At 73.0% G+C, this 19,027-nt stretch carries 21 protein-coding genes; 6 read left to right on the top strand and 15 right to left on the bottom strand.

Annotation, left to right across the window (positions count from 1 at the left end; genetic code table 11):
• Positions 1–50 precede the first annotated feature (50 nt).
• The 7 genes from ACODT5_RS36095 to ACODT5_RS36065 form a co-directional block, all read right to left on the bottom strand.
• Positions 51–1,232 carry a methyltransferase domain-containing protein gene (locus tag ACODT5_RS36095; RefSeq protein WP_422523283.1) on the bottom strand — a complete coding sequence of 394 codons (1,182 nt, stop codon included), beginning with the start codon at positions 1,230–1,232 and terminating at the stop codon, positions 51–53.
• Positions 1,229–1,375 (bottom strand): hypothetical protein, encoded by a 147-nt coding sequence (locus ACODT5_RS36090; RefSeq protein ID WP_266817403.1) that lies wholly within the window; start codon positions 1,373–1,375, stop codon positions 1,229–1,231. The genes ACODT5_RS36095 and ACODT5_RS36090 overlap by 4 nt, the downstream gene beginning before the upstream one ends.
• Before the next feature lie 487 nt (positions 1,376–1,862).
• Positions 1,863–2,066, bottom strand: a complete 204-nt coding sequence (locus ACODT5_RS36085) for a hypothetical protein (protein ID WP_422523282.1) — start codon at positions 2,064–2,066, stop codon at positions 1,863–1,865.
• Between the two features lie 87 nt (positions 2,067–2,153).
• Positions 2,154–2,996 (bottom strand): helix-turn-helix domain-containing protein, encoded by an 843-nt coding sequence (locus tag ACODT5_RS36080; RefSeq protein ID WP_422523281.1) that lies wholly within the window; start codon positions 2,994–2,996, stop codon positions 2,154–2,156.
• A complete protein-coding gene (locus ACODT5_RS36075; RefSeq protein ID WP_422523280.1) occupies positions 2,993–3,745 on the bottom strand; it encodes a DUF6879 family protein in 753 nt (250 codons plus the stop codon). The genes ACODT5_RS36080 and ACODT5_RS36075 overlap by 4 nt, the downstream gene beginning before the upstream one ends.
• 602 nt (positions 3,746–4,347) lie before the next feature.
• On the bottom strand, positions 4,348–4,764 hold the full coding sequence (locus ACODT5_RS36070) for a DUF5958 family protein (RefSeq protein ID WP_422523279.1): 417 nt from the start codon (positions 4,762–4,764) through the stop codon (positions 4,348–4,350).
• A gap of 207 nt (positions 4,765–4,971) precedes the next feature.
• Positions 4,972–5,964, bottom strand: a complete 993-nt coding sequence (locus tag ACODT5_RS36065; protein ID WP_422525144.1) for a zinc-binding dehydrogenase — start codon at positions 5,962–5,964, stop codon at positions 4,972–4,974.
• A 109-nt stretch (positions 5,965–6,073) separates the two neighbouring features.
• Between ACODT5_RS36065 and ACODT5_RS36060 the strand changes: the two genes are divergently transcribed.
• Positions 6,074–6,799 (top strand): pentapeptide repeat-containing protein, encoded by a 726-nt coding sequence (locus tag ACODT5_RS36060; protein WP_422523278.1) that lies wholly within the window; start codon positions 6,074–6,076, stop codon positions 6,797–6,799.
• Between the two features lie 18 nt (positions 6,800–6,817).
• Here the strand turns inward: ACODT5_RS36060 and ACODT5_RS36055 are convergent, their stop codons facing one another.
• Positions 6,818–7,633, bottom strand: a complete 816-nt coding sequence (locus tag ACODT5_RS36055) for a hypothetical protein (protein ID WP_422523277.1) — start codon at positions 7,631–7,633, stop codon at positions 6,818–6,820.
• A 1,037-nt stretch (positions 7,634–8,670) separates the two neighbouring features.
• Positions 8,671–9,174: a hypothetical protein gene (locus tag ACODT5_RS36050; RefSeq protein ID WP_385371296.1), complete on the bottom strand. Its 504-nt coding sequence runs from the start codon at positions 9,172–9,174 to the stop codon at positions 8,671–8,673.
• Positions 9,175–9,662: 488 nt separating this feature from the next.
• On the opposite strand from ACODT5_RS36050, the gene ACODT5_RS36045 reads away from it, so the two are divergent.
• Positions 9,663–10,373, top strand: coding sequence for a sensor histidine kinase (locus ACODT5_RS36045; protein WP_422523276.1), 711 nt, complete (start codon positions 9,663–9,665; stop codon positions 10,371–10,373).
• The gene (locus ACODT5_RS36040) at positions 10,370–11,002 is read left to right on the top strand and encodes a response regulator (RefSeq protein WP_422523275.1); all 633 of its coding nucleotides are present in this window, start codon (positions 10,370–10,372) and stop codon (positions 11,000–11,002) included. The genes ACODT5_RS36045 and ACODT5_RS36040 overlap by 4 nt, the downstream gene beginning before the upstream one ends.
• An 18-nt stretch (positions 11,003–11,020) precedes the next feature.
• On the opposite strand, the gene ACODT5_RS36035 is transcribed toward ACODT5_RS36040, so the two are convergent.
• From ACODT5_RS36035 to ACODT5_RS36025, 3 genes are all read right to left on the bottom strand, one after another.
• Positions 11,021–11,638, bottom strand: a complete 618-nt coding sequence (locus tag ACODT5_RS36035) for a nuclear transport factor 2 family protein (protein WP_422523274.1) — start codon at positions 11,636–11,638, stop codon at positions 11,021–11,023.
• Positions 11,639–11,811: 173 nt separating this feature from the next.
• Positions 11,812–12,435 (bottom strand): response regulator, encoded by a 624-nt coding sequence (locus ACODT5_RS36030; protein WP_383953186.1) that lies wholly within the window; start codon positions 12,433–12,435, stop codon positions 11,812–11,814.
• Entirely contained in the window at positions 12,432–13,568 is a 1,137-nt protein-coding gene (locus tag ACODT5_RS36025; protein WP_422525143.1) for a sensor histidine kinase, read from the bottom strand. The genes ACODT5_RS36030 and ACODT5_RS36025 overlap by 4 nt, the downstream gene beginning before the upstream one ends.
• Positions 13,569–14,279: 711 nt before the next feature.
• Here ACODT5_RS36025 and ACODT5_RS36020 point away from each other — a divergent pair.
• Positions 14,280–14,837 carry a GlcG/HbpS family heme-binding protein gene (locus tag ACODT5_RS36020; protein ID WP_422523273.1) on the top strand — a complete coding sequence of 186 codons (558 nt, stop codon included), beginning with the start codon at positions 14,280–14,282 and terminating at the stop codon, positions 14,835–14,837.
• Positions 14,838–14,873: 36 nt separating this feature from the next.
• Positions 14,874–16,316, top strand: a complete 1,443-nt coding sequence (locus tag ACODT5_RS36015; RefSeq protein ID WP_422523272.1) for a M1 family metallopeptidase — start codon at positions 14,874–14,876, stop codon at positions 16,314–16,316.
• A 21-nt stretch (positions 16,317–16,337) separates the two neighbouring features.
• Here the strand turns inward: ACODT5_RS36015 and ACODT5_RS36010 are convergent, their stop codons facing one another.
• Both ACODT5_RS36010 and ACODT5_RS36005 read right to left on the bottom strand, forming a co-directional pair.
• Complete coding sequence (locus tag ACODT5_RS36010; protein ID WP_422523271.1) at positions 16,338–16,871, bottom strand: GNAT family N-acetyltransferase; 534 nt, start codon at positions 16,869–16,871, stop codon at positions 16,338–16,340.
• Positions 16,872–16,956: 85 nt separating this feature from the next.
• Positions 16,957–17,532 (bottom strand): TerD family protein, encoded by a 576-nt coding sequence (locus ACODT5_RS36005; protein WP_403717096.1) that lies wholly within the window; start codon positions 17,530–17,532, stop codon positions 16,957–16,959.
• 186 nt (positions 17,533–17,718) lie between these two features.
• Here ACODT5_RS36005 and arfB point away from each other — a divergent pair, with 186 nt between their 5' ends.
• Positions 17,719–18,144, top strand: a complete 426-nt coding sequence (gene arfB / locus ACODT5_RS36000; protein ID WP_243339524.1) for an alternative ribosome rescue aminoacyl-tRNA hydrolase ArfB — start codon at positions 17,719–17,721, stop codon at positions 18,142–18,144.
• A gap of 33 nt (positions 18,145–18,177) precedes the next feature.
• Here arfB and ACODT5_RS35995 read toward each other — a convergent pair whose 3' ends face one another.
• Entirely contained in the window at positions 18,178–18,780 is a 603-nt protein-coding gene (locus ACODT5_RS35995) for a flavin reductase family protein (protein WP_422523270.1), read from the bottom strand.
• Positions 18,781–19,027 lie beyond the last annotated feature (247 nt).

Here is a 19,027-nt window from a genome sequence, read left to right as displayed (position 1 = left end):
CGGACGCCCGCCCGGGACGGCGAGAAGGCGGCACCGGGTGGGCTGTCCGCCTATCCGACGGCCGGGACCGGGTGTTCCGGGGAGTCGAGCCAGGCCCAGGCAGTGCCGTCGGGGTTCACGGTGAGCCCGAACCGCTCGAAGTCCGGGCGGCCCCGGTCGTCCCACCAGGCGTGGGCGGCCGTGAGTTCGCTCCACAGCTCCCGTGGCCCAGACTGGTAGACCTCGAACTCCTCCGCGCCGGGAACGAAGTCGATCGACGCCCAGGAGGTAACCTGGGTGTCCCGGAGCCAGAGCGTGTAGCGCCCGCCGTCGAGTTTCTCCGGGTAGGGGAACATGCCTTCCGTCTGGAGCCCGATGGCGAACATCGGGAGCCAGTCGGCCACGTCCGCGGGGGACATGGAGGTGGTTCTCCGGCGGCCATCGGCCGGCCACGGCTTCCCGCCCAGGTACGTCTTCACGTGGGTCCGGTACGCGCGTTGCTGCCGGAGCCGCATGAAGGCGGAGGATGTGACGAACGGGCCGGACGCGCTTCCGTCCTCCCGGACGGTCAGGCGGACCACGGCCTCCCCGCCGTACTCCGTGGCGTACGGGGAGACGATGATCCCGCCGGGCCGGGTCTGCTGGATGATGTCCGCCGGGATCTCCCGGAGGGAGGCCGTGATCAGCACCCGGTCGTACGGCGCGCGTGCCGCCCAGCCCTGAGAGCCGTCACCGACCACGGCCACCGGGTTGTAGCCGGCGGCGTCCAGGCGGGCACGGGCCGTGGCCGTGTTCTCCGGGTCGAACTCGATGGTGGTGACGTTCTCCGAGCCGACCCGTTCGGACAGCAGCGCCGCGTTCCAGCCGGTCCCCGTGCCTACTTCCAGCACCTTGGCGCCCGGCTGGACGTCCAGGGCCGTCAGCATGGAGAACACCATGGCGGGCTGGGAGTTGCTGCACGTCGGGATGTTCCCCCGCTTGGAGCCTGCGTGGCTTCCATCGTCCCACTGGGTGGTGAGGGAGGTGTCCGAGTAGACCGCGCGGAACCACGCTTCCGGCTCGGTCCGCCGGTCGATGCTCGCCACCGGTCCGCCGTCGGCCGGGCCGACACCGGGCCAGATCGCATCCGGGACGAACGACTCCCGGAGCACCGCTTGGTAGGCGGGGAGCCAGCCGGAGGTCAGGGCCCCGGCATCCATGAGCCGGGAGGCCAACCCCTGGGGGCCGGCCTCCGTCGTGGCGCGTTCGGTCACTTGGTGCCGCTGCCCTTCGTGTCGCTGTGACCGGAGTCCTGGCCCTCCGAGCCGCCTCCGCCGTGACCGGCGCCCGACTGGCCGTCGTCCTGCTGGCTTCCGCCCTGGCCCGAACCCGATCCGCCGCCGTGCTGTCCGCCCATGAACGTGCTCCTTCTCGTGATGGATGAGTGGTGCTGTGGGCCGCCCCAGATGAGCGGTGTACTGGTCACCGGGGCGGAGTTTGTGAGGGTGAGGGACAACCCGGCCCGCGATGCGGCCTGCACCTGTCGCTCTCCGGCCTCCGCCAGGAATTCCAGGAGGGGACTCCCCGGAGTCAGATGGCGCGCGAGCTGGGCGGCCCATTCGCCGCGTTCCCGGAGGTCATGGAGCTGGGCCGCTATGTCGTCCCAGGACTCTGGGCGAGGTTCCGGTGGGGTGGTCACCGCGCCGTCCCCCGGCTCCGCCGGTTCGCTTCGGTCACCTTGGCGTTCAGCCGCTGGGTGCTGCCGGTGGCCGGTCGGTACTCCGGGCAGACCGGTTGTCCGCACTCGCACGGACGCCATTTCAAGGCGTTGCCGGGACTCAGGTCCGGGCCCTCGAACCGCACCCAAGTGGATTCCGTACGGCTCTCCTGGCTGTCCCGGGAGCTCATGTGTTTCCCCGCTTCACGACCTGCGCCAGCCTTATCGCGACGTCGAGGCGGACACTTCCCAGCCTCACCAGGCCGGGGCCCGGCGGTGCCGGGTCGATGCCGAGGGAAGGGAGAACGATTCCAGCGGCCATCAGCGATTCGCGCAGCGACTCCACGACCGTGCTCGGGGTCACTGTCTCCAGTTCGTGCAAGCTGTCCATGAGAGGGACGCTAGGGCTGAGCACCTGGCTCTGTGGGGGCTGATTCGCCGGGATTCTTGAGCTGGTCCGTGATCTTCCGGGGGATTCTCAGGCGGTGTCGAGAGCGCGCCGGGCGCGGGCGATCACGCGGTGGGCGTCGGCGCCGTAGACCGCCGAATCGGAGAGTGCCTGCCAGACCTTCCGGTATACGCCGACGCTGTCCGCGTCGTCCATCCAGAGTTCCGCGTGCCAGTCCTCCACGATCACCAGGCGGTCGTCGTACAGCCAGAAACCGTTGGCCGGCGGGATCTTCAGGGAGGCACCGAACGGGACGATGCCCAGGGAGACGGTGTCCAGCCCGAGGACTCCCGCCAGGCGGTCGAGCTGGGCGGCCAGTACGGGAGGAGGGCATACGAGAGCCCGGAGCGCGGCCTCCCACATCACGATGTGGAACGTGCGCCCCGGCTCGTAGAGCATCTCCTGACGCTTCACGCGGGCCCGTACGGCTTCCTCGGTGTCCCGGACGGACTGGTGGAGGTCGGCATAGCGGGTGAAGACGTGGCGGGCGTACTCGGCGGTCTGGAGAATCCCCACGACCGTGGAGCCCTGCCAGACGTGGAACGTCCTCGTACGCTCGTACTCGGCCGTCAGCGTGTCCTGGACCGGCTTGTGGCCGGCTGCGAGCTGTCTGCGCCAGGCCCGGGAGCGGGACTCCAGGCTCCGCAGCCGGGTGATCAGCTCCTCTGCCGCCTCTGGATGGCCGGTGCCGTCCGCCCAGGCCACCAGATCGTCCGCCGTCGCGGTCTGGCGGCCTGTCTCCAACTTGCTGACTTTGGACTGGGTCCAGCCGAGCAGGACCGCCAACTGGCGTCCCGTGAGCCGCCGATCGGTGCGCAGCTCGCGCAGCCGCGCACCGAGGGCAACTCTTGCTTGTTGGAAGTCGGTGCTCACTCGGCGGACGGCACCTGTTCCGCGAAGGTCTCGTACGGGACGGCGTGATGCCACGCGGCGTCCCGGACCTGGCAGGCGCGGGCGACCTCGACAGGGTCCGTGACCAGTTCGACGCTGGTCATTCGGTCGTCGTCATCGAAGTGGAGCCGGGCGATGACCCGCGAGTCGAAGAGCCAGAAGTCGTCGTCGGGGAGTTGGAGCCGCTCGGCATCGGAGCGCCACAGGTTGCGGATGTCCTCGCCCACCGCGCTGTTGCGGCGGGCGTTGTCGAGTAGGTAGCGCTGGCCGGGGGTGGGCGGGTTGTCGGCGATCCGTACCCGCTCGAAGCGCTTGCCCAGGGTGGACTGTTCACGCCGGGACACGCACCAGGGGTCGTTCAGGTTCCAGCCGGCGTCCTCACCCCGGACGAACCGCTGGTAGGTTTCCGTCTCCTCGTCCGACTGGTAGCGACGCCGCGTCTCCAGGCGCCAGGAGGTGCGCGCGAAGGTCCGGAACATCCCGGCGAACTCCTCGAAGCTGATCAGCACGGGCGTCCTTTCCGCGTCCCTGGGCGCGAAGTCGGCCAGGAGCACGCGCGGGACGACCACGAACCCCTCCCCATCCTTGACGTTCCGGAGCTGCGCCACGTCGTGGGGGTCGGTCACCGCGTCGCCCTGGACCAAGACCTCCCCGGTGTCCAGGTCCTCGTACAGGGTCGGGCATCCGTCGTTGCCGGAGTTGGTACCGATGAACCGGAGTCGCCGTGCCATTGCCGTTCCCCTCCCACCAGCGGACAAGTCCTGACCAGGATGGGACGGGCACGGGCTCCCTGTCCTGCTTGATTCGCAATGATTCTCGGGACGCGACGCAAAGAAGCCCCCTGCTCCCGGCGTTTGCCAGGGAACAGGGGGCAGGTTCGGTTGAGACGAAAGGTGAGCCGAAAGGGCAGTAGCGGCGGTTCGGCGGGCATACGTGAACCTTGCAAAGGGTTAGTAGTCGCAGGTCGGAGCGGGTGCGAGTGGTCAGCGGACCCGGGCTGCTGGACCGTGGAACCCGTACAGACAGCGGACTGCCATCACGCTTCGATCTGTCTCGGCTCGATCCGGGGGGCTTCCCCCAGGTCGGAATCACTCGGAGTTACAGCGATTCCAGCGACCGAACGGAGATCAGATCAGAGGTCTCCCGGGTGCGGACGCTCCGGCCGGCGGACGGTCGGACGGACCGTGGCCGCTCGGGCCTCCGAGTAACCGGACTTCCAGGTGCGCTCGGGAAGGTAGTGGCGACGGTCGATCAGTGCCCGCCAACAAGCAGGGTCTACGCCATGTTCCGCGGCCATTGCACCATCTTCAGAAGTCCGCACAACCCTCGACGATCACGCGGTGGCCGCTCCCGAATCGGTTCCACCCGCCAACTGGTGCCAGGCATGACCACACCCGTCGGCGCAGAAGCGCTCCCGGCGACGCTCGTCCGCCACCCACAAGAGCGCGACCAACAGCCGAAATGACTTCACACGCTCGTCCTGCGGCAGATTGATAATCCTCTCCAGCTGCACGTTCAGCTGCCCACGCGTGATCAGCACCGCTGGGGTGTACGTCGGCCGAAGACCGGCGCGTCGCACGCTCCCCGGCCCGTCCTCCTCCGTTGCGCGGGCTTGCATGCAGTGTCCGCACAGATCCCGCAAAACCTCGAACTGGTTCTCAGCTGGCAGAGCTTCGAACCACTCGACACCCTGCTCGATCGGACGCAACTTCTGAGCGAGCATGTTCAGCATGACCGCGCGCTCGTCCATCTGTCCCCCCTGCGATTCGTCCGAGGCGAGTCGCCCCAGTGGGCCATCGAACCAGATCGCGGAGTATGACTGGAGTATTAGGTCCATCCCCCATTGCAGCCCACACAAGGCAGGCCAGGGGGCCCGTGTGCGCAGGACGAGTGGTCGGTGTACCGGCTGACCGACGGGGCGCTGGCGGAGCTCGGGGGCGCGTAGCCGCGTAGCCGCTCAGGGTTCCAGGACGACCTTGCCGGTGGTGGCGCGGGTCTCCAGGTCGTGGTGGGCCGCGGCGGCTGCGGCGAGGGGGTAGCGCTGGAGGGCGGGGCGCAGGCGGCCGGTGGCGGCTTCGGTGAGGGCGCGGGTTTCCAGGAGGCGCAGGGGGTTCTCGCCGCCGGCGCGCCGGAGCATTTCGGGGCCCAGGACGTGCTGCGTGGTGATGCCGCGGGCGTCCAGGGCGGACTGTTCGGCGCCGGTGAGGGCGAGGGGGCCGCCGGACCAGCCGAAGACGAGGTGGAGGGCGCCGTCCCGGAGCAGTCCGAGGGCGGTGCGGGCGACGGAGCCGCCGACGGAGTCGAAGAGGACGGTGGCGCCGTCGGGGTGGTGGGCGCGGAGGGTGTCGGCCCAGTCCGGGGCGGTGTAGTCGAGGGCGAGGTCGGCGCCGTTGGCGGCGGCGCGGGCGGTTTTGGCGGGGCCGCCGGCGAGGGCGACGACGGTGGCTCCGGCGTGCTTGGCGTACTGGACCAGCAGGGTGCCGATGCCGCCCGCGGCGGCGGGGATCAGGGCGACGGAGCCGGGGCCGAGCTCGGCGAACTGCAGGATGCCGAGGGTGGTGCGGCCGGTGCCGATCATGGCGACGGCGGTGGCGGGGTCGAGGCCGGGCGGGATGGCGTGCAGCCGGGCGGCGTCGGTGACGGCGTACTCGGCGTAGCCGCCGGGGGTGAATCCGAGGTGTGCGACGACGGGCCGGCCGAGCCATCCGGGGTCGGTGCCGGGGCCGAGCGCGTCGACGGTGCCGGCGACTTCGCGGCCGGGGACGGTCGGCAGTTCGGGCAGGGGCGCGGGCGGGCCCTGGACGCCGCGGCGCAGTGCGGTGTCGAGGAGGTGGACGCCGGCGGCGGTCACGGCGATGCGGACTTGGCCGGGGGCGGGGACGGGGCGGGGGACGGACTCGTAGGTGAGGTTCTCGGCGGGGCCGAAGGCGTGGAGGCGGATGGCGCGCATGGTGGATGTGGTGGATGTGGCGGGTGTGGTGGGCCGCGTGGGTGTGGGCATGGGTGAAGCCTCGGACCTCAAGCGGGGTTGAGGTCAAGGGGTGGGCCAGGATGGGGGGATGGCGATGGCGCGGGACGGGCGGAAGACGCAGCAGCGGCAGCAGGGGCAGCAGCAGCGGCAGCAGCAGGGGGTGAAGGCGGCGCGGCGGCCGGAGGTGCGGTTGCCGGAGCTCACCGGGTGGGAGGACGCGGGGCCGGGGCTGGAGCCGGACGGGGACTACGACGGGCTGGAGCTCGTCGAGGTGGACCTCGCGGGCGGGGACGGGCGCGGGGCCCGGTTCATGGACTGCGCGCTACGGCGCTGCGTGCTGGACGAGACCGGTCTGGCCAAGGCGCGGATCCTGGACTCGGTGCTGGACGGCGTGCGCGGGGTGGGGACGGACCTGTCGCAGGCCTCGCTGCGCGACGTGGAGCTGCTGGACGCCCGGCTGGGCGGGGTGCAGCTGCACGGGGCGGTGCTGGAGCGGGTGCTCGTGCGCGGGGGCAAGATCGACTACCTGAACCTGCGCACGGCGCGGCTCAAGGACGTGGTCTTCGAGGGGTGCGTGCTGGTGGAGCCGGACTTCGCGGGCGCCGTGCTGGAGCGGGTGGAATTCCGGGGCTGTGAGCTGCGGTCGGTGGACTTTTCGGGGGCGCGGATGGCGGACGTGGACCTGAGGGGGGTCGCGGAGCTGGAGATCGCGCGGGGCGTGGAGGCGCTGGCGGGGGCGGTGATCAGTCCGGCGCAGCTCATCGGCCTGGCGCCGGCGATGGCTGCGCAGCTGGGGCTGAGGGTGGTCCCGTAGCGGGCGCCGTCGGGCGGGTTACGGGTACGGCCAGTGCGGGTCGTTCCAGCGGTCGGCATCGGTGAGGCCGAGCAGCCGCACGGTGTGGAGGACCGCTGCGGGGGCGCCGTGGGCGTGCAGGCGTGCGGGTGCGCGGCTTGCGAGCCAGTCGGTCAGTTCCGTGCGTACGGCTTCTTCCTCGTCCGGCCGGAAGGTCCGCGTGTACCAGGGGAGCGCGTAGCAGAGGAGGTCCCGTTCCCACGCGTCGACCGTGTCGGCGAGGTGCCGGTCGGCGACCGGGTGGTGGAGGGTCTCCCAGTCCGCGAGCCAGGGGCCGATGGTGCCGGAGGCTTCGGTGCACATCTGGAGGACTTCACGTGCGGGGAGGGCGGGGTCCGGGGTGAGGAGGGTGTGGGCCCACCAGGCGTGCAGGAACTCCCCTACGGCCGCGCTCTGCGGCGCGGGCCACTGCTGCCACTCGGCGCGGTGGAACGAGTCGCCGACCCGGTCGACGTCCCACGCGTAGGCGCCGAGGCCGGCGGTCAGCTCGCGGGCGAACTGCGGCAGGACGCGGCGCAGCACGGCGCCGTGGTCGCTCCAGTCGGGGGCGCTCCAGGTGCGGTGCACGAGGTCGGGGTCGAGGTCCGTGCCGTCCCTGCCGTCCCTGCCGTCCCTGCCGGGGAGCTTCAGCAGGGCGAGCTCCTCCGTACTGCCCCAGTGGCAGTCGCACTGGCCCTCGCCGGCCGGGGCGGTCATCCCGCGGAAGGTGACGGCGAGCCGGGCCAGCGCGCGGTCGAGCCGTACGCGGGCGGCGGTCGCGGCGTCCGCCGCGGGGGCGTGCGCGGGATCGGTCATTGGTCGGCGTGCCTCACGGGGACTCCAGGCCGTCCGGACCCGAAGAGTGCGACCGTACCGGCCGACCGGCCGGTCGTTCGCGGCGGCCTGGCGGCCTGGCGGCCTGGCGGGGCTGTGGCCCGGTAGCCCGACAGGCCGATGGTCCGGCAGCCCAGCAGCTTCGGCAGGCCGTTGGTCCGGGAGTCCGGGAGCCCCAGCAGGCCGGTGGCCGGCCAGGCCCGGCGGCCCCGGAGGGCGGTGGTCCGGCGGGCCTGGTGGTCCGGCAGCCCGGGAGCCCGGGAGCCCGGGAGCCCGGGAGCCCGGCAGTCCCGGCAGGCCGGTGGCTCGGCAGCTCGGCAGGCCGGTGGTCCGGGAGGCTGCTGGTGGCTCGTTGGTCCGGGAGCCTGGGAGCCCCGGGCAGGCCAGTGGCCGGCAGACTCGGCAGACTCGGCAGACCCGGCAGACCCGGCAGGCCGGCCGGGCCCGGCAGACCGGGCAGGCCGACGGCCCGGCGGCCCCGACGGCCCGGCGGCCCCGACGGCCCGGCGGCCCCGACGGCCCGGCGGCCCCGACGGCCCGGCGGCCCCGACGGCCCGGCGGCCCCGACGGCCCGGCGGCCCCGACGGCCCGGCGGCCCCGACGGCCCGGCGGCCCCGGCAGGGCGGTGGTCCGGCAGGCCGGGAGCCCCGGCAGCTCCGCAGCCCCGGCAACTCCGCAGCCCCGCAGGCCGGTGGCTCGTTGGTCCGGGAGCCTGGGAGCCTGGGAGCCTGGGAGCCTGGGAGCCTGGGAGCCTGGGAGCCTGGGGAGCCTGGGAGCCCCGGGCAGGCCAGTGGCCGGCAGACCCGGCAGGCCGGTGGTCCGGCGGCCCGGACAGGCCCGTGGTCCGTCCGGACGGCAGCTTCGGCAGCCCGGTGGTCCGGCAGGACGGGAGCCCGGGAGCCCGGTGGTCCGGCAGGACACTGGCTCGGTGGCTCGGCAGCCGTTGGCCCGGTAGCCCGGTAGCCCGGTAGCCCGGTAGCCCGGTAGCCCGGTGGGGTGGCCGGGGCGTCGGGTAGGGGTCAGGCCGGGACTCGGGGGAAGCGGGACTGGAGGGTCCAGATGACCGGGTTGTCGCCGAGGCCGTCGTGCATGTCGACGAGGTCCGCGATCACGTCGTGGAGGAAGTCCCGTGCTTCGCGGCGCAGCAGGCGGTGGCTGAAGGTGAGGGGGGCTTCCTCCGACGGCATCCAGTCGGCCTCGACGTCGACCCACCCGAAGCGGCGCTCGAAGAGCATGCGGTCCGAGGACTCGGTGAAGTCGATCTCGGCGTACTGCCGGTTGGCGGCGCGGCTGCCGCGCGGGTCCTGGTCGAGCTGCTCGACGATGTCGCACAGCGCCCAGGCGAAGTCCAGTACGGGCACCCATCCCCAGGCTGTGGACACTTCCCGGTCCGCGTTGGTGTCGGCGAGGTAGACGTCCCCGCAGAACAGGTCGTGGCGCAGCGAGCGGACGTCCGCCGAGCGGTAGTCGGTCTGCGGGGGGTCGGGGAAGCGCCGGGAGAGGGAGTAGCCGATGTCGAGCACGTCTCCGATGGTGTCACGTGCGGGGCGGGGGGTCTCCCGCGCGTCCTGGCGGGGATCCCGGGGGTCGCTTGCCGCACCGCTCGGCGGGGTCCCGTAGCGCTCCGTCCGCCGGGGTTCCGTACCGCACCGTCTGCTGGGGTCCCGTAGTGCACCGTCCGGCGGGGTCCCCGTAGCGCACCGTCTGCCGGTGTCCGGTACCGCACCGTCTGCTGGGGTCCCGTAGCGCACCGTCTGCCGGGGTCCCGTACCGCACCGCCCGCCGGGGTCCCGTACCGCACCCGTCCGGCGGGGTCCCGTACCGCACCGTGCGGCGCCGGGTACCAGGCCCGCGGGGTTCCGTACGGCGGCTCCGTGGGCGGTGCGGGTACGGGGATCAGAGTTCCTGATGCCCCCCGGGGGTGTCGGGTCGGCCGGATTAAGCTCGGCGCGTTCGGGGGGCGTGGCGAGAGGGGGCGGGTGTGGGGGGAGCCGGGGGGCACGGTGAGGCCGTGGGGGTCGGGGTGTTGCGGGAGCGGAACCGGCTCGCTGCCGAGTTGCACGACACCGTGGCCCAGGGGCTGGCCAGCATGCACCTGTTGCTCGACGCGGCCGACCGGGAGTGGACCCGGGAGCCGGGGCAGGCCCGCCTGCTGGTCCGGCAGGCGGCCGCCGCCGCGCGCGAGAACCTCGCCGAGGCCCGGCGGATCATCCACGACCTGGCTCCGGTGGAGCTGGAGCGGGGTGCCCTGGCCGAGGTGCTGGGCGAGCTGTGCGCCGGGGTGGACGGGGCCCGGTTCCGGCTGGAGGGGGAACCCCGGCCGGTGCCGGGCAGGGTCGAGGGCGCGGTGTTGCGGGCGGCCCAGGGGGCCCTGGCCAACGTACGCCGGCACGCGCGGGCCTCCGTTGTCGTGGTGACGCTGACCTACCAGCCGTACGTACTCGCCCTGGATGTCTGGGACGACGGCGTCGGGTTCGACCCGGCCGCCGCCACCGGGGACGGCCAACCGGGCGGGGACGGGCTGCGGCTGCTGCGCCGCCGTATCGGGTACCTGGGGGGTACGGCCACGGTGGAGAGCAGCCCGGGTGGGGGCGGGACGGTGGTGTCGGTCTGCGTGCCGGTGCCCCCGCTGGTGCCGGTGCCGGTGCCGGTGCCGGTGCTGGGGCTGGGGCCGGTGCCCGCGCCGGGGCCGAGACCGGGGCCGAAACCGGGGTCGGGATGATGCCCGTCCGGATCCTGCTGGTGGACGATCATCCCGTCGTGCGGGCGGGGCTGCGCGCGCTGTTGGGCGGGTGTCCCGAGTTCGAGGTGTGCGGGGAGGCGGCCGACGGGGGTGCCGCCCTGCGGATGGTGCGCGAGCTGCGGCCCGAGCTGGTGTTGATGGACATCCGGATGGGCCCGGGGATGTGCGGGGTGGAGACCACGCGGCGGATCGGCCGGCTGCCCGCGCCGCCCCGGGTGGTCGTGCTCAGCAGCTACGAGTCCGACGCGTACGTGGTCCGGGCCGTGGAGGCGGGTGTGGCGGGGTACCTGCTGAAGGGGTCCCCGCCCGACCTGCTGTTCCAGGCGCTGCGGACGGTCGCGGCGGGGGAGTCGGCGCTGTCGCCCTCGGTGGTCTCGCGGCTGATGAGCCGCTACCGGGCGCCGAGCGCGGCGCTGACGGCGCGGGAGACCGAGATCCTGGAGCTGATCGCGACGGGCCGCTCCAACCGGGAGATCGGCTCGGCGCTGTTCATCAGCGGGACCACGGTCAAGACCCACCTCGTGCACGTCTACGAGAAGCTCGGGGTGGAGAACCGTACGGCGGCCGTGCGCGCGGCCGTCGACCGGGGGCTCATCGGGCTGGGGTGAACCCCGGGGCGGGTCGCGTCAGTTCGGGTAGTTGATCTGGACCGCGGCGGCGTTGTACTGCCAGAGCGGGGAGAAGACGCGCTTGCGGATCTTCCAGACGCCCGCGGACCTCACGTACTCGTCGCGGTAGCGGATGCCGCGTACGACGACGGTCTCCGGGGCGGTGGCGGTGGCCGGGTACACGAGCTGGGCGGTGGCGTGGCTGTCGCCGGTCGCGGTGTAGCGGCCGGTGACGCGGATGAGGGCGTTGGCCGTGACGTGGGTGGAGTAGCCCCAGGCCGCCGCGCCGTCGAGGTTCGCGACGACCGCCTCGATGCCGGACTTGACGATGCCGGCGGTGCCGTCGGGGTGGGCCATCACCGTGAGGGTGGCGTCGTCGGTGAAGAGGGTCCGGAAGACCGTCTTGTCCTTGGTGTCCACGGCGAAGAGGTAGGTCTCCAGCAGGCGGTTGATCGCCAGCTCGTCCTCCGCCGAACCGGCCGGGCCGGAGCCGTAGGAGGCGGTCGAGAGCTCCTCGGACGCGGCGGAGGTGGCGGGCGTCGCGGAGGCGAGTGCGCCGAGCCCGGCTACGGCGGCGCCGGTGCCCAGCATGGTGAGCATGCGGCGGCGTTCCGGGGCGAAATCGGTGGTCGGCATGGCGGGTTCCTCTCGACACGGCTGGTTGCGCCCGGGCCGGCTCGGGATGGTCCGGGCACTGACGAGCCTGTCGTGCGGCCGCCCGCGGGGGATCGGCGCGGCGTACGAGCGCGATCTCGTACGGATGGACGATGCCGATGGCCCCCGTCTCGGGGACGGCTTCAGGGACGGCTTCAGGGAAGGAGGCGCTGCTCCTTGGCCACCGAGACCGCGCCCGCGCGGGTGTCGACGCCGAGCTTGTCGTAGATGCGGCCCAGGTGGGTCTTGACCGTGGCCTCGCTGATGAACAGGGCGCGGGCGATGTCGCGGTTGCCGAGGCCGCGGGCGAGCTGGCCGAGGATGTCGAGCTCACGGTCGGTCAGGGTGGGCCGGTTGCCGCCGCGCATGTGGGCCATGACGCGGCTGGCCACGGGGGCGGAGAGCGTGGTGCGGCCCTGGGCGGCGGAGTGGATCGCGGCGAACAGCTCCTCCGGGCGTTCCGCCTTCAGGAGGTAGCCCGTGGCGCCCGCGCCGATGGCCCGGGTGATGTCCGCGTCGGTGTCGTACGTGGTCAGGACCAGGACGTGCGGGGGGTTCGGGGCGGCGGTGATGCGGCGGGTGGCCTCCACGCCGTCGATGCCCTCGCCGAGCTGGAGGTCCATCAGGACCACGTCGGGGCGGAGTTTGGCCGCCAGCGCGACCGCCTCCTCGCCGCTGCCCGCCTCGCCGAGCACCTCGATGTCCGGCTCGCTGCCGAGCAGGGCCAGCAGGCCGGCGCGGACCACCACGTGGTCGTCGCAGAGGAGGATCGTGGTCATGGGGTGTGCTCCAGGGGGATCGACGCCGACAGGACCGTGCCCTCGCCCGCGGTGGATTCGATGGTCAGGGTGCCGCCGAGCTGGCGGACGCGGGCGCGCATAGCGGGGAGGCCGTGGCCGCGTTCGGCGGCAACGGAGCGCAGTTGGGTGAAGCCGTGGCCGTCGTCGGCGACGTCCAGGACGACCTGGTCGCCCAGGAAGCTCAGCGTGAGGGCCGCGGTACGGGCCCCCGAGTGCTCCCGTACGTTCGCCAGCGCGCCCTGCGCGATGCGCAGCAGCGCCTGCTCCGCGCGGGCGGGGAGGGGGACCGGCGCGCCCTCCAGGTGGAAGCGGACCTCGATGTCCGGTCCCGCGTCCAGCGCGCGCAGGGCGTCCGGGAGGCCGGCGCCGTCGGAGAGTTCGCGCGGCGCGAGGTCGTGCACCAGGCGGCGGGCCTCGGCGAGGCCGCGGGCGGTGATGTCGGTGGCGGTACGGACGTGCGCGCGGGCGGTGCCCGGGTCGGTGTCCCAGGTGCGGTCGGCGGCTTGGAGGAGCATCTGCTGGCTGGACAGGTGCTGGGCCAGGGTGTCGTGGATCTCCATCGAGAGGCGCTGGCGTTCGGCGAGGGTGCCGGCGCGGCGTTCGGTGGCGGCCAGTTCCCGGCGGGTGCGGATCAGGTCGTCGATCAGGGTGCGCTGGGCTGCCGCCTGGCGCTCCATGTGGACGAACACGGCGGTGGCGATCGCGGCGACGGCGGGCGGGGCGAGGAGGAGGTTGGGGTCGAAGGGCTCGCCGCCCGGGCCGGAGGTCTGGGCGAGGCGGAGCTGGGCCGCTACGACGAACACGGTGAGCAGGGCCACGAGGACGACGGCCGCGCGGGGCGGGAGGGTGCGCAGGGCCGTGTAGAAGAGCGGTACGGCGCACCAGGCGAAGCTCGGCGCGAGGACGACGAGGACCACCCAGACGGCGACGACCAGGCCGAGCCAGAGGAGGCGGCGCAGGGTGGGGGCGGCGCCGAGGGCGGGGCCGAGTACGTAGAGCAGGGCCAGGGTGATGCCGAGGGCGATGATCCACGGGGTGCGGGGTTCGCCGGGGTGGCGGAGGAGGAAGCGGGCCACGGAGGCGCCCAGGAGGAGGAAGAACGCGGTGTGCATGACCGTGGCGAGGGCGCGGGTGTCTTTTTGGGGTGGGGTGGTTGCCGGGCTCGGCGGGCCGGGGAGGTGTGCGCTGGTCACGGGGGTGCTCCTGGGGGTGGTGCGTATGTCCATGGTGCCGGTTGTCCGGCTGTGCGGGTGGTCGGCCCTGCGGGGCGGAGTCCCCTACCCGCCCTTCCTCCGTTCCCAGGGCCGGCCCTGACCCGGTCCTCAAGCGCCGGACGGGCTGGAGGGGTACCGGGCTGCGCCCGGACCCCCCGGGGCTCCGCCCCGGACCCCCCGGGGCTCCGCCCCGGACCCCCCGGGGCTCCGCCCCGGACCCCCCGGGGCTCCGCCCCGGACCCCCCGGGGCTCCGCCCCGGACCCCCCGGGGCTCCGCCCCGGACCCCGGTCCTCAAACGCCGGACGGCTGAAAGTGCCCAGGCCCTGGGCCTCCGACGCCGGACGGCTGGAAAGGCCCGGACCCTGGTCCTCGAGCGTCGGACGGCTGGGATGGGTGGGAAGGCGGCCCGGGCGGCTGGGTGTGGTGCCGGAAGGTCAGGTAAGCGTGCCGTGGGGGCAGGGCGCATCAGCCGATCGGTTGACCCCTGGGTCAGCCGGTGGGGGGCGGGTTCGGAGCCGGTACGGGGACGGGGTGGTGGGGGTGGCGGGGAGAGGCTTGGAGCAACGGCAGGACCGCCCGCCGTGCCGACGTTCACAGGAGCAGCAGACATGAAGACCCGCACCCGCGTTCTCACCGGTACCGCCGTCGCCGTCGCCCTCGGCGCCGGAGCCTTCGGCGCGGTCAGCGCCAGCGCCGCCCCGGCCTCCGCTCCGGCCGCCGCCACCGCCGCCGTCGCGAAGAAGGACGGCGACAAGAAGAACTTCACCACCTCCACGCACCTCACCATCGACGCCGCCACCCGCGCCGCCCAGGCCGCGCTGCACGCCGCCGAGCAGGAGAACCAGAAGGTGACCGTCGCCGTGGTGGACCGCAACGGCAACACCATCGTCACGCTGCGCGGTGACGGCGCCGGCCCGCAGTCCTACGAGTCCGCGCAGCGCAAGGCCTTCACCGCCGTGTCCTGGAACGCCCCGACCTCGGTGCTCGCCGGCCGCCTCGCGCAGACCCCGAACCTGAAGGACATCCCCGGCACCCTCTTCCTCGGCGGCGGCACCCCGGTCCAGGCCGAGGGCGCCCCGGTCGCGGGCATCGGCGTGGCCGGCGCCCCGAGCGGTGACCTGGACGAGAAGTTCGCCAAGGCCGGCGTGGACGCCCTCGCCAAGTAGCCGGAGACGAGCGTTACGGGACGTAGTCTCGAAGGCGTGGATCACCGCTTTCTCGCACGCCTGGCCGCCCCTGCCGTCGCCACCCTGCTCGCCCTCACCGGCTGCACGGGGGAGACCGTGCAGGGGCGGCCGGGTGCGTCGGGGGTGCGCGACCCGTTCTTCCCCAAGGCCGGCAACGGCGGTTACCAGGTCGAGCACTACTCCCTGGACCTCGACTACGACCCGGCCGACGGGCGGCTGCACGCCACCGCCGTCATCACCGCCCGCGCCGAGCACGGGCTCAGCTCCTTCAACCTCGACCTCAGCGGACTCGAGGTGGAGGGCGTGAGCGTGCAGGGCGTCGGGGCCCGCTTCAACCGCTCCGGCAACGAGCTGACGGTGCGCCCCGCCGAGGATCTGGAGCGGGGGGAGGTCTTCCGTACGGAGGTCGACTACTCCGGCCGGCCCAAGACGGTGACCGACCCCGACGGGTCCGAGGAAGGGTGGATCGTCACCCCGGGCGGCAAGGGCGCGGTCGCCGTCGGCGAACCCGTCGGGTCGATGGCCTGGTTCCCGGGGAACCACCACCCGAGCGACAAGGCCACGTACGACATCAGGGTGAGCGTCCCCCGGGGGTACGAGGCCGTCTCCAACGGCGTGCTGCGTTCCCGTACGGAGGAGAAGGGGGAGGCGGGCGGCGGGCGGACCGTGTTCGCCTGGCACTCCGCGGAGCCGATGGCGAGCTACCTGGCGACCGTGGCCGTCGGGAAGTTCGAGGTGACGACCGGGCGGACCGCCTCCGGGATCCCCGTCTACACGGCGGTGGCGCCCGGCGAGGCGGCGGCGAGCAGGGCCCCGCTGTCGCGGCTGCCCGAGATGGTGGAGTGGGGCATCGGGCGGTTCGGCCCGTACCCCTTCTCCGCGACCGGCGCGATCGTGCTGCCCGCGCACAGCCTCGGCTACGCACTGGAGACGCAGACCCGGCCGGTGTTCCCGGGGGCGCCCGGCAGCCAGGAGCTGGTGCTGCACGAGCTGGCGCACCAGTGGTTCGGGAACTCCGTGTCGCCGAAGTCCTGGAAGGACATGTGGCTCAACGAGGGCTTCGCGACCTACGCCGAGTGGCTGTGGTCCGAGGACCACGGCGGGCCGAGCGCACAGCAGCACTTCGACGCCTACCTCGCCGGGGACACCCGCGTCGACGGGGAGGCGGGCTCGGACTGGGGCGCCTTCCCGCCGGCCGCCCCGCGGAGCCCGAAGGAGATCTCCGCGTCCCCGGTGTACGGGCGCGGGGCGATGGTCCTGCAACGGGTCCGGCAGGAGGTCGGCGACGAGAAGTTCTTCGCCCTGGTGCGCGGCTGGGCCGCCGACCACCGGCACGGGAACGCGAGCACGGCCGACTTCACCGCCTACGCGGAGGAGAAGACCGGCCGTGACCTGACGGAGGTCTGGGACGTGTGGCTGTACGGGAAGGACCGCCCCAAGGCACCCAAGGCGCCGTAGGCGGCCCCGCAGCTCCCCCGCCTACAGGGCCTTGCGCAGGACCGTGCAGGGCCGGCCCGCCTCGCGGTCGGCGCCCTGGCGCAGGGTGACGTAGCCCTGGGACTGCCAGAAGGCGAGGCCCTTCTCGTTGCCGTCGAGCACGGCGAGCCGTACGCCCGAGCGTCCGGCGGCGCGGAAGCGGTCCTCGACCAGGGCGACCACGGCGCGGCCGTACCCCTCGCGGTGCGCGGTGGCGTCGATGAGCAGGAGGCCGATCCACGGGTCGGGGTCCTCGGACGCCGGATCACCAGGGGAAAGGTGACCAGTGTGGGCGAGGGTGGCGGCCAGGCCTACGAGGCGTCCGGCGGAGCGGGCGAGGAGGACCTCGGCGCCTTCATGGGCGAGCTCGTCGGCGAGTGCGGCGGCGACCTGCTCGACCGTGATGCGGCCGGGGTCGGGGAAATCGCCGCTGAGCTCGAAGAACGCGTGGTTCGTCGCGTAGAGCGTGGCGATTTCGCTGAGGACCGGGCCCGGCAGGGCGCCGTCCTCGAGGGGAGCGAGCGGCAGGAGGATCACGTACCGAACGGTAGCGAAGCCCCCTCCCCGGACGGCCGGGAGGGGGCTTCAGCTGAGACGCGTCCTCGGACGCGGGCGCTCAGGGTCAGACGTTGACGCCGAAGTCCTGGGCGATGCCGGTCAGGCCGGAGGCGTAACCCTGGCCCACGGCACGGAACTTCCACTCGGCGCCGTTGCGGTACAGCTCGCCGAAGACCATGGCGGTCTCGGTCGCCGCGTCCTCGGAGAGGTCGTAGCGGGCGATCTCGACGCCGCCGGCCTGGTTCACCACGCGGATGTACGCGTTGCGGACCTGGCCGAAGTTCTGGCTGCGGGTCTCGGCGTCGTAGATGGAGACCGGGAAGACGATCTTGTCGACGTCGGCGGGCAGGCCCGCGAGGTTGACGTTGATGGCCTCGTCGTCGCCCGCGCCCTCGCCGGTGCGGTTGTCACCGGTGTGGACGATGGTCTGGTCCGGGGTGGACTTGTTGTTGAAGAAGACGAAGTGGCCGTCGGAGACGACCTTGCCCTGCGGGTTGACCGCGATCGCGGAGGCGTCCAGGTCGAAGTCGACACCGGTGGTCGTCCGGGTGTCCCAGCCGAGGCCGACGGTGACGGCCGCGAGGCCCGGGGCCTCCTTGCTGAGCGAGACGTTTCCGCCCTTGGAGAGGCTTACTGCCATGGTGACTGGTGTCCCTTCCTAGTCTCACTTGGTCTCACTTGTCGTATCGACCGTGAGAGTGCCCAAGTTACCGCTGCCCTCCATAACGCGGGGAGAGGGGCGCCAGGTTCCGCATTCGGAGAATTGTCCGCGATGCGGTCGGAAATGCGGGTGACGGGGCCCCGGCGGGCACGGATCATAGGGGGCATGCCTGGTCCCTATGTCATCCGCGGTTCGGTCGTGCTCCCCGAGGGCGAGCTCGCCTGGCGTTTTTCGCGGTCCTCCGGGCCGGGCGGCCAGCACGTGAACACCTCGGACTCGCGCGTCGAGCTCCTCTTCGACGTCGCGGCGACGAAGTCGCTGCCCGACGTGTGGAAGGAGCGGGCGCTGGAGCGCCTCGCGTCCCGGCTGGTCGACGGGGTGGTGACCGTACGGGCCTCCGAGCACCGCTCGCAGTTCCGCAACCGGGAGATGGCGCTGGTCCGGCTGACCGCGCTGCTGGCCGAGGCCACGGCGCCGCCGCCGAAGGCGCGGCGGGCGACGAAGATCCCCCGGGGCATCAACGAGCGGCGGCTGCGCGAGAAGAAGGCCCGCGGCGAGACCAAGCGGGGCCGCAACGCGCGGGACTGGTAGCCCCCGCTCCCGGCAGCCCCCGGACGCCGGCGCTCAGGGCGCCAGGTGCCGGTAGCGCCCCCGGAAGTACGTCAGCGGCGGGGAGTCCGGCGCCGGCTGGGTCGCGGTGAGGACGTGGCCGATGACCAGGGTGTGGTCGCCCGCCTCGACGCGGTTCTCCGTACGGCACTCCAGGGTGGCCAGAGAACCCGAGAGCAGCGGGGCGCCGGAGATGCCCCCGCGCGTGTGGGGCAGGTCGGCGAAGAGCAGCCGGTCGCTGATGCGGTTCTTCATCGAGAACCGGCTCGCGGTCTGGACCTGGTGGTCGGCGAGCACCGACACCGCCCACAGGGGCTGCTCGGCCAGCAGGTCGTCCATCCGGGAGCCCTCGCGCACGCTGACGAGGACCAGGGGCGGTTCCAGGGACACGGACATGAAGGCGGTCGCCGTCATGCCGACGTCCTCGCCGCGGCCGCCGGCCGACAGGGGGGGTTCCTGCGCGGTGATCAGGCATACGCCTGCCGCCAGTCGGGACATCGCGGCCCGGAACTCGTCGTTGCTCACCCCCTCAGCATGGGGGGCGGGTACGGAAAGTGGTGTCACGGGGGTCGTTGGGGGCACGGTCGGGACGCTACTGTCACCCCTCGCGCGGCGCATCGGGCGGAGGTCCGAGGTGCGCCCCCGCCCCTCGCCCTAAGCCGCCCCGGCCCGACCGGGCCGTTCCCAGCAGATCCGGGAGCCCTCGGGCCCCCTCGGGTCCCCGGGATCTCCCGGGTCCGGGCGTATCGTTTGCTCCCGGGAACGAGTCGGGCGAACCGGCCGGAATGGATCCGAGTGGGGCGGCGCGGCGGTCACCCTTATTCATCTCATGTGACTTGAGCCACAGAGAGCAAGATTTGTTGAC

Source organism: Streptomyces tatrensis, assembly GCF_049310065.1.
GTDB lineage: Bacteria > Actinomycetota > Actinomycetes > Streptomycetales > Streptomycetaceae > Streptomyces.
Note: the sequence above shows the minus strand (reverse complement) of the source record. Positions and strands in the feature narration are given on the sequence as shown.

Excerpts from the sequence above, each read along its gene's own strand:
- ACODT5_RS36060 (WP_422523278.1), top strand. The coding sequence starts at position 6,074 with ATGGCGATGGCGCGGGACGGGCGGAAGACGCAGCAGCGGCAGCAGGGG.
- ACODT5_RS36085 (WP_422523282.1), bottom strand. The coding sequence starts at position 2,066 with ATGGACAGCTTGCACGAACTGGAGACAGTGACCCCGAGCACGGTCGTG.
- ACODT5_RS36040 (WP_422523275.1), top strand. The coding sequence starts at position 10,370 with ATGATGCCCGTCCGGATCCTGCTGGTGGACGATCATCCCGTCGTGCGG.
- ACODT5_RS36035 (WP_422523274.1), bottom strand. The coding sequence starts at position 11,638 with ATGCCGACCACCGATTTCGCCCCGGAACGCCGCCGCATGCTCACCATG.
- ACODT5_RS36055 (WP_422523277.1), bottom strand. The coding sequence starts at position 7,633 with ATGACCGATCCCGCGCACGCCCCCGCGGCGGACGCCGCGACCGCCGCC.
- ACODT5_RS36075 (WP_422523280.1), bottom strand. The coding sequence starts at position 3,745 with ATGGCACGGCGACTCCGGTTCATCGGTACCAACTCCGGCAACGACGGA.
- ACODT5_RS36030 (WP_383953186.1), bottom strand. The coding sequence starts at position 12,435 with ATGACCACGATCCTCCTCTGCGACGACCACGTGGTGGTCCGCGCCGGC.
- ACODT5_RS36005 (WP_403717096.1), bottom strand. The coding sequence starts at position 17,532 with ATGGCAGTAAGCCTCTCCAAGGGCGGAAACGTCTCGCTCAGCAAGGAG.
- arfB (WP_243339524.1), top strand. The coding sequence starts at position 17,719 with ATGCCTGGTCCCTATGTCATCCGCGGTTCGGTCGTGCTCCCCGAGGGC.
- ACODT5_RS36070 (WP_422523279.1), bottom strand. The coding sequence starts at position 4,764 with ATGGACGAGCGCGCGGTCATGCTGAACATGCTCGCTCAGAAGTTGCGT.
- ACODT5_RS36020 (WP_422523273.1), top strand. The coding sequence starts at position 14,280 with ATGAAGACCCGCACCCGCGTTCTCACCGGTACCGCCGTCGCCGTCGCC.
- ACODT5_RS36065 (WP_422525144.1), bottom strand. The coding sequence starts at position 5,964 with ATGCGCGCCATCCGCCTCCACGCCTTCGGCCCCGCCGAGAACCTCACC.
- ACODT5_RS35995 (WP_422523270.1), bottom strand. The coding sequence starts at position 18,780 with ATGCGCCGCGCGAGGGGTGACAGTAGCGTCCCGACCGTGCCCCCAACG.
- ACODT5_RS36090 (WP_266817403.1), bottom strand. The coding sequence starts at position 1,375 with ATGGGCGGACAGCACGGCGGCGGATCGGGTTCGGGCCAGGGCGGAAGC.
- ACODT5_RS36025 (WP_422525143.1), bottom strand. The coding sequence starts at position 13,568 with ATGCACACCGCGTTCTTCCTCCTCCTGGGCGCCTCCGTGGCCCGCTTC.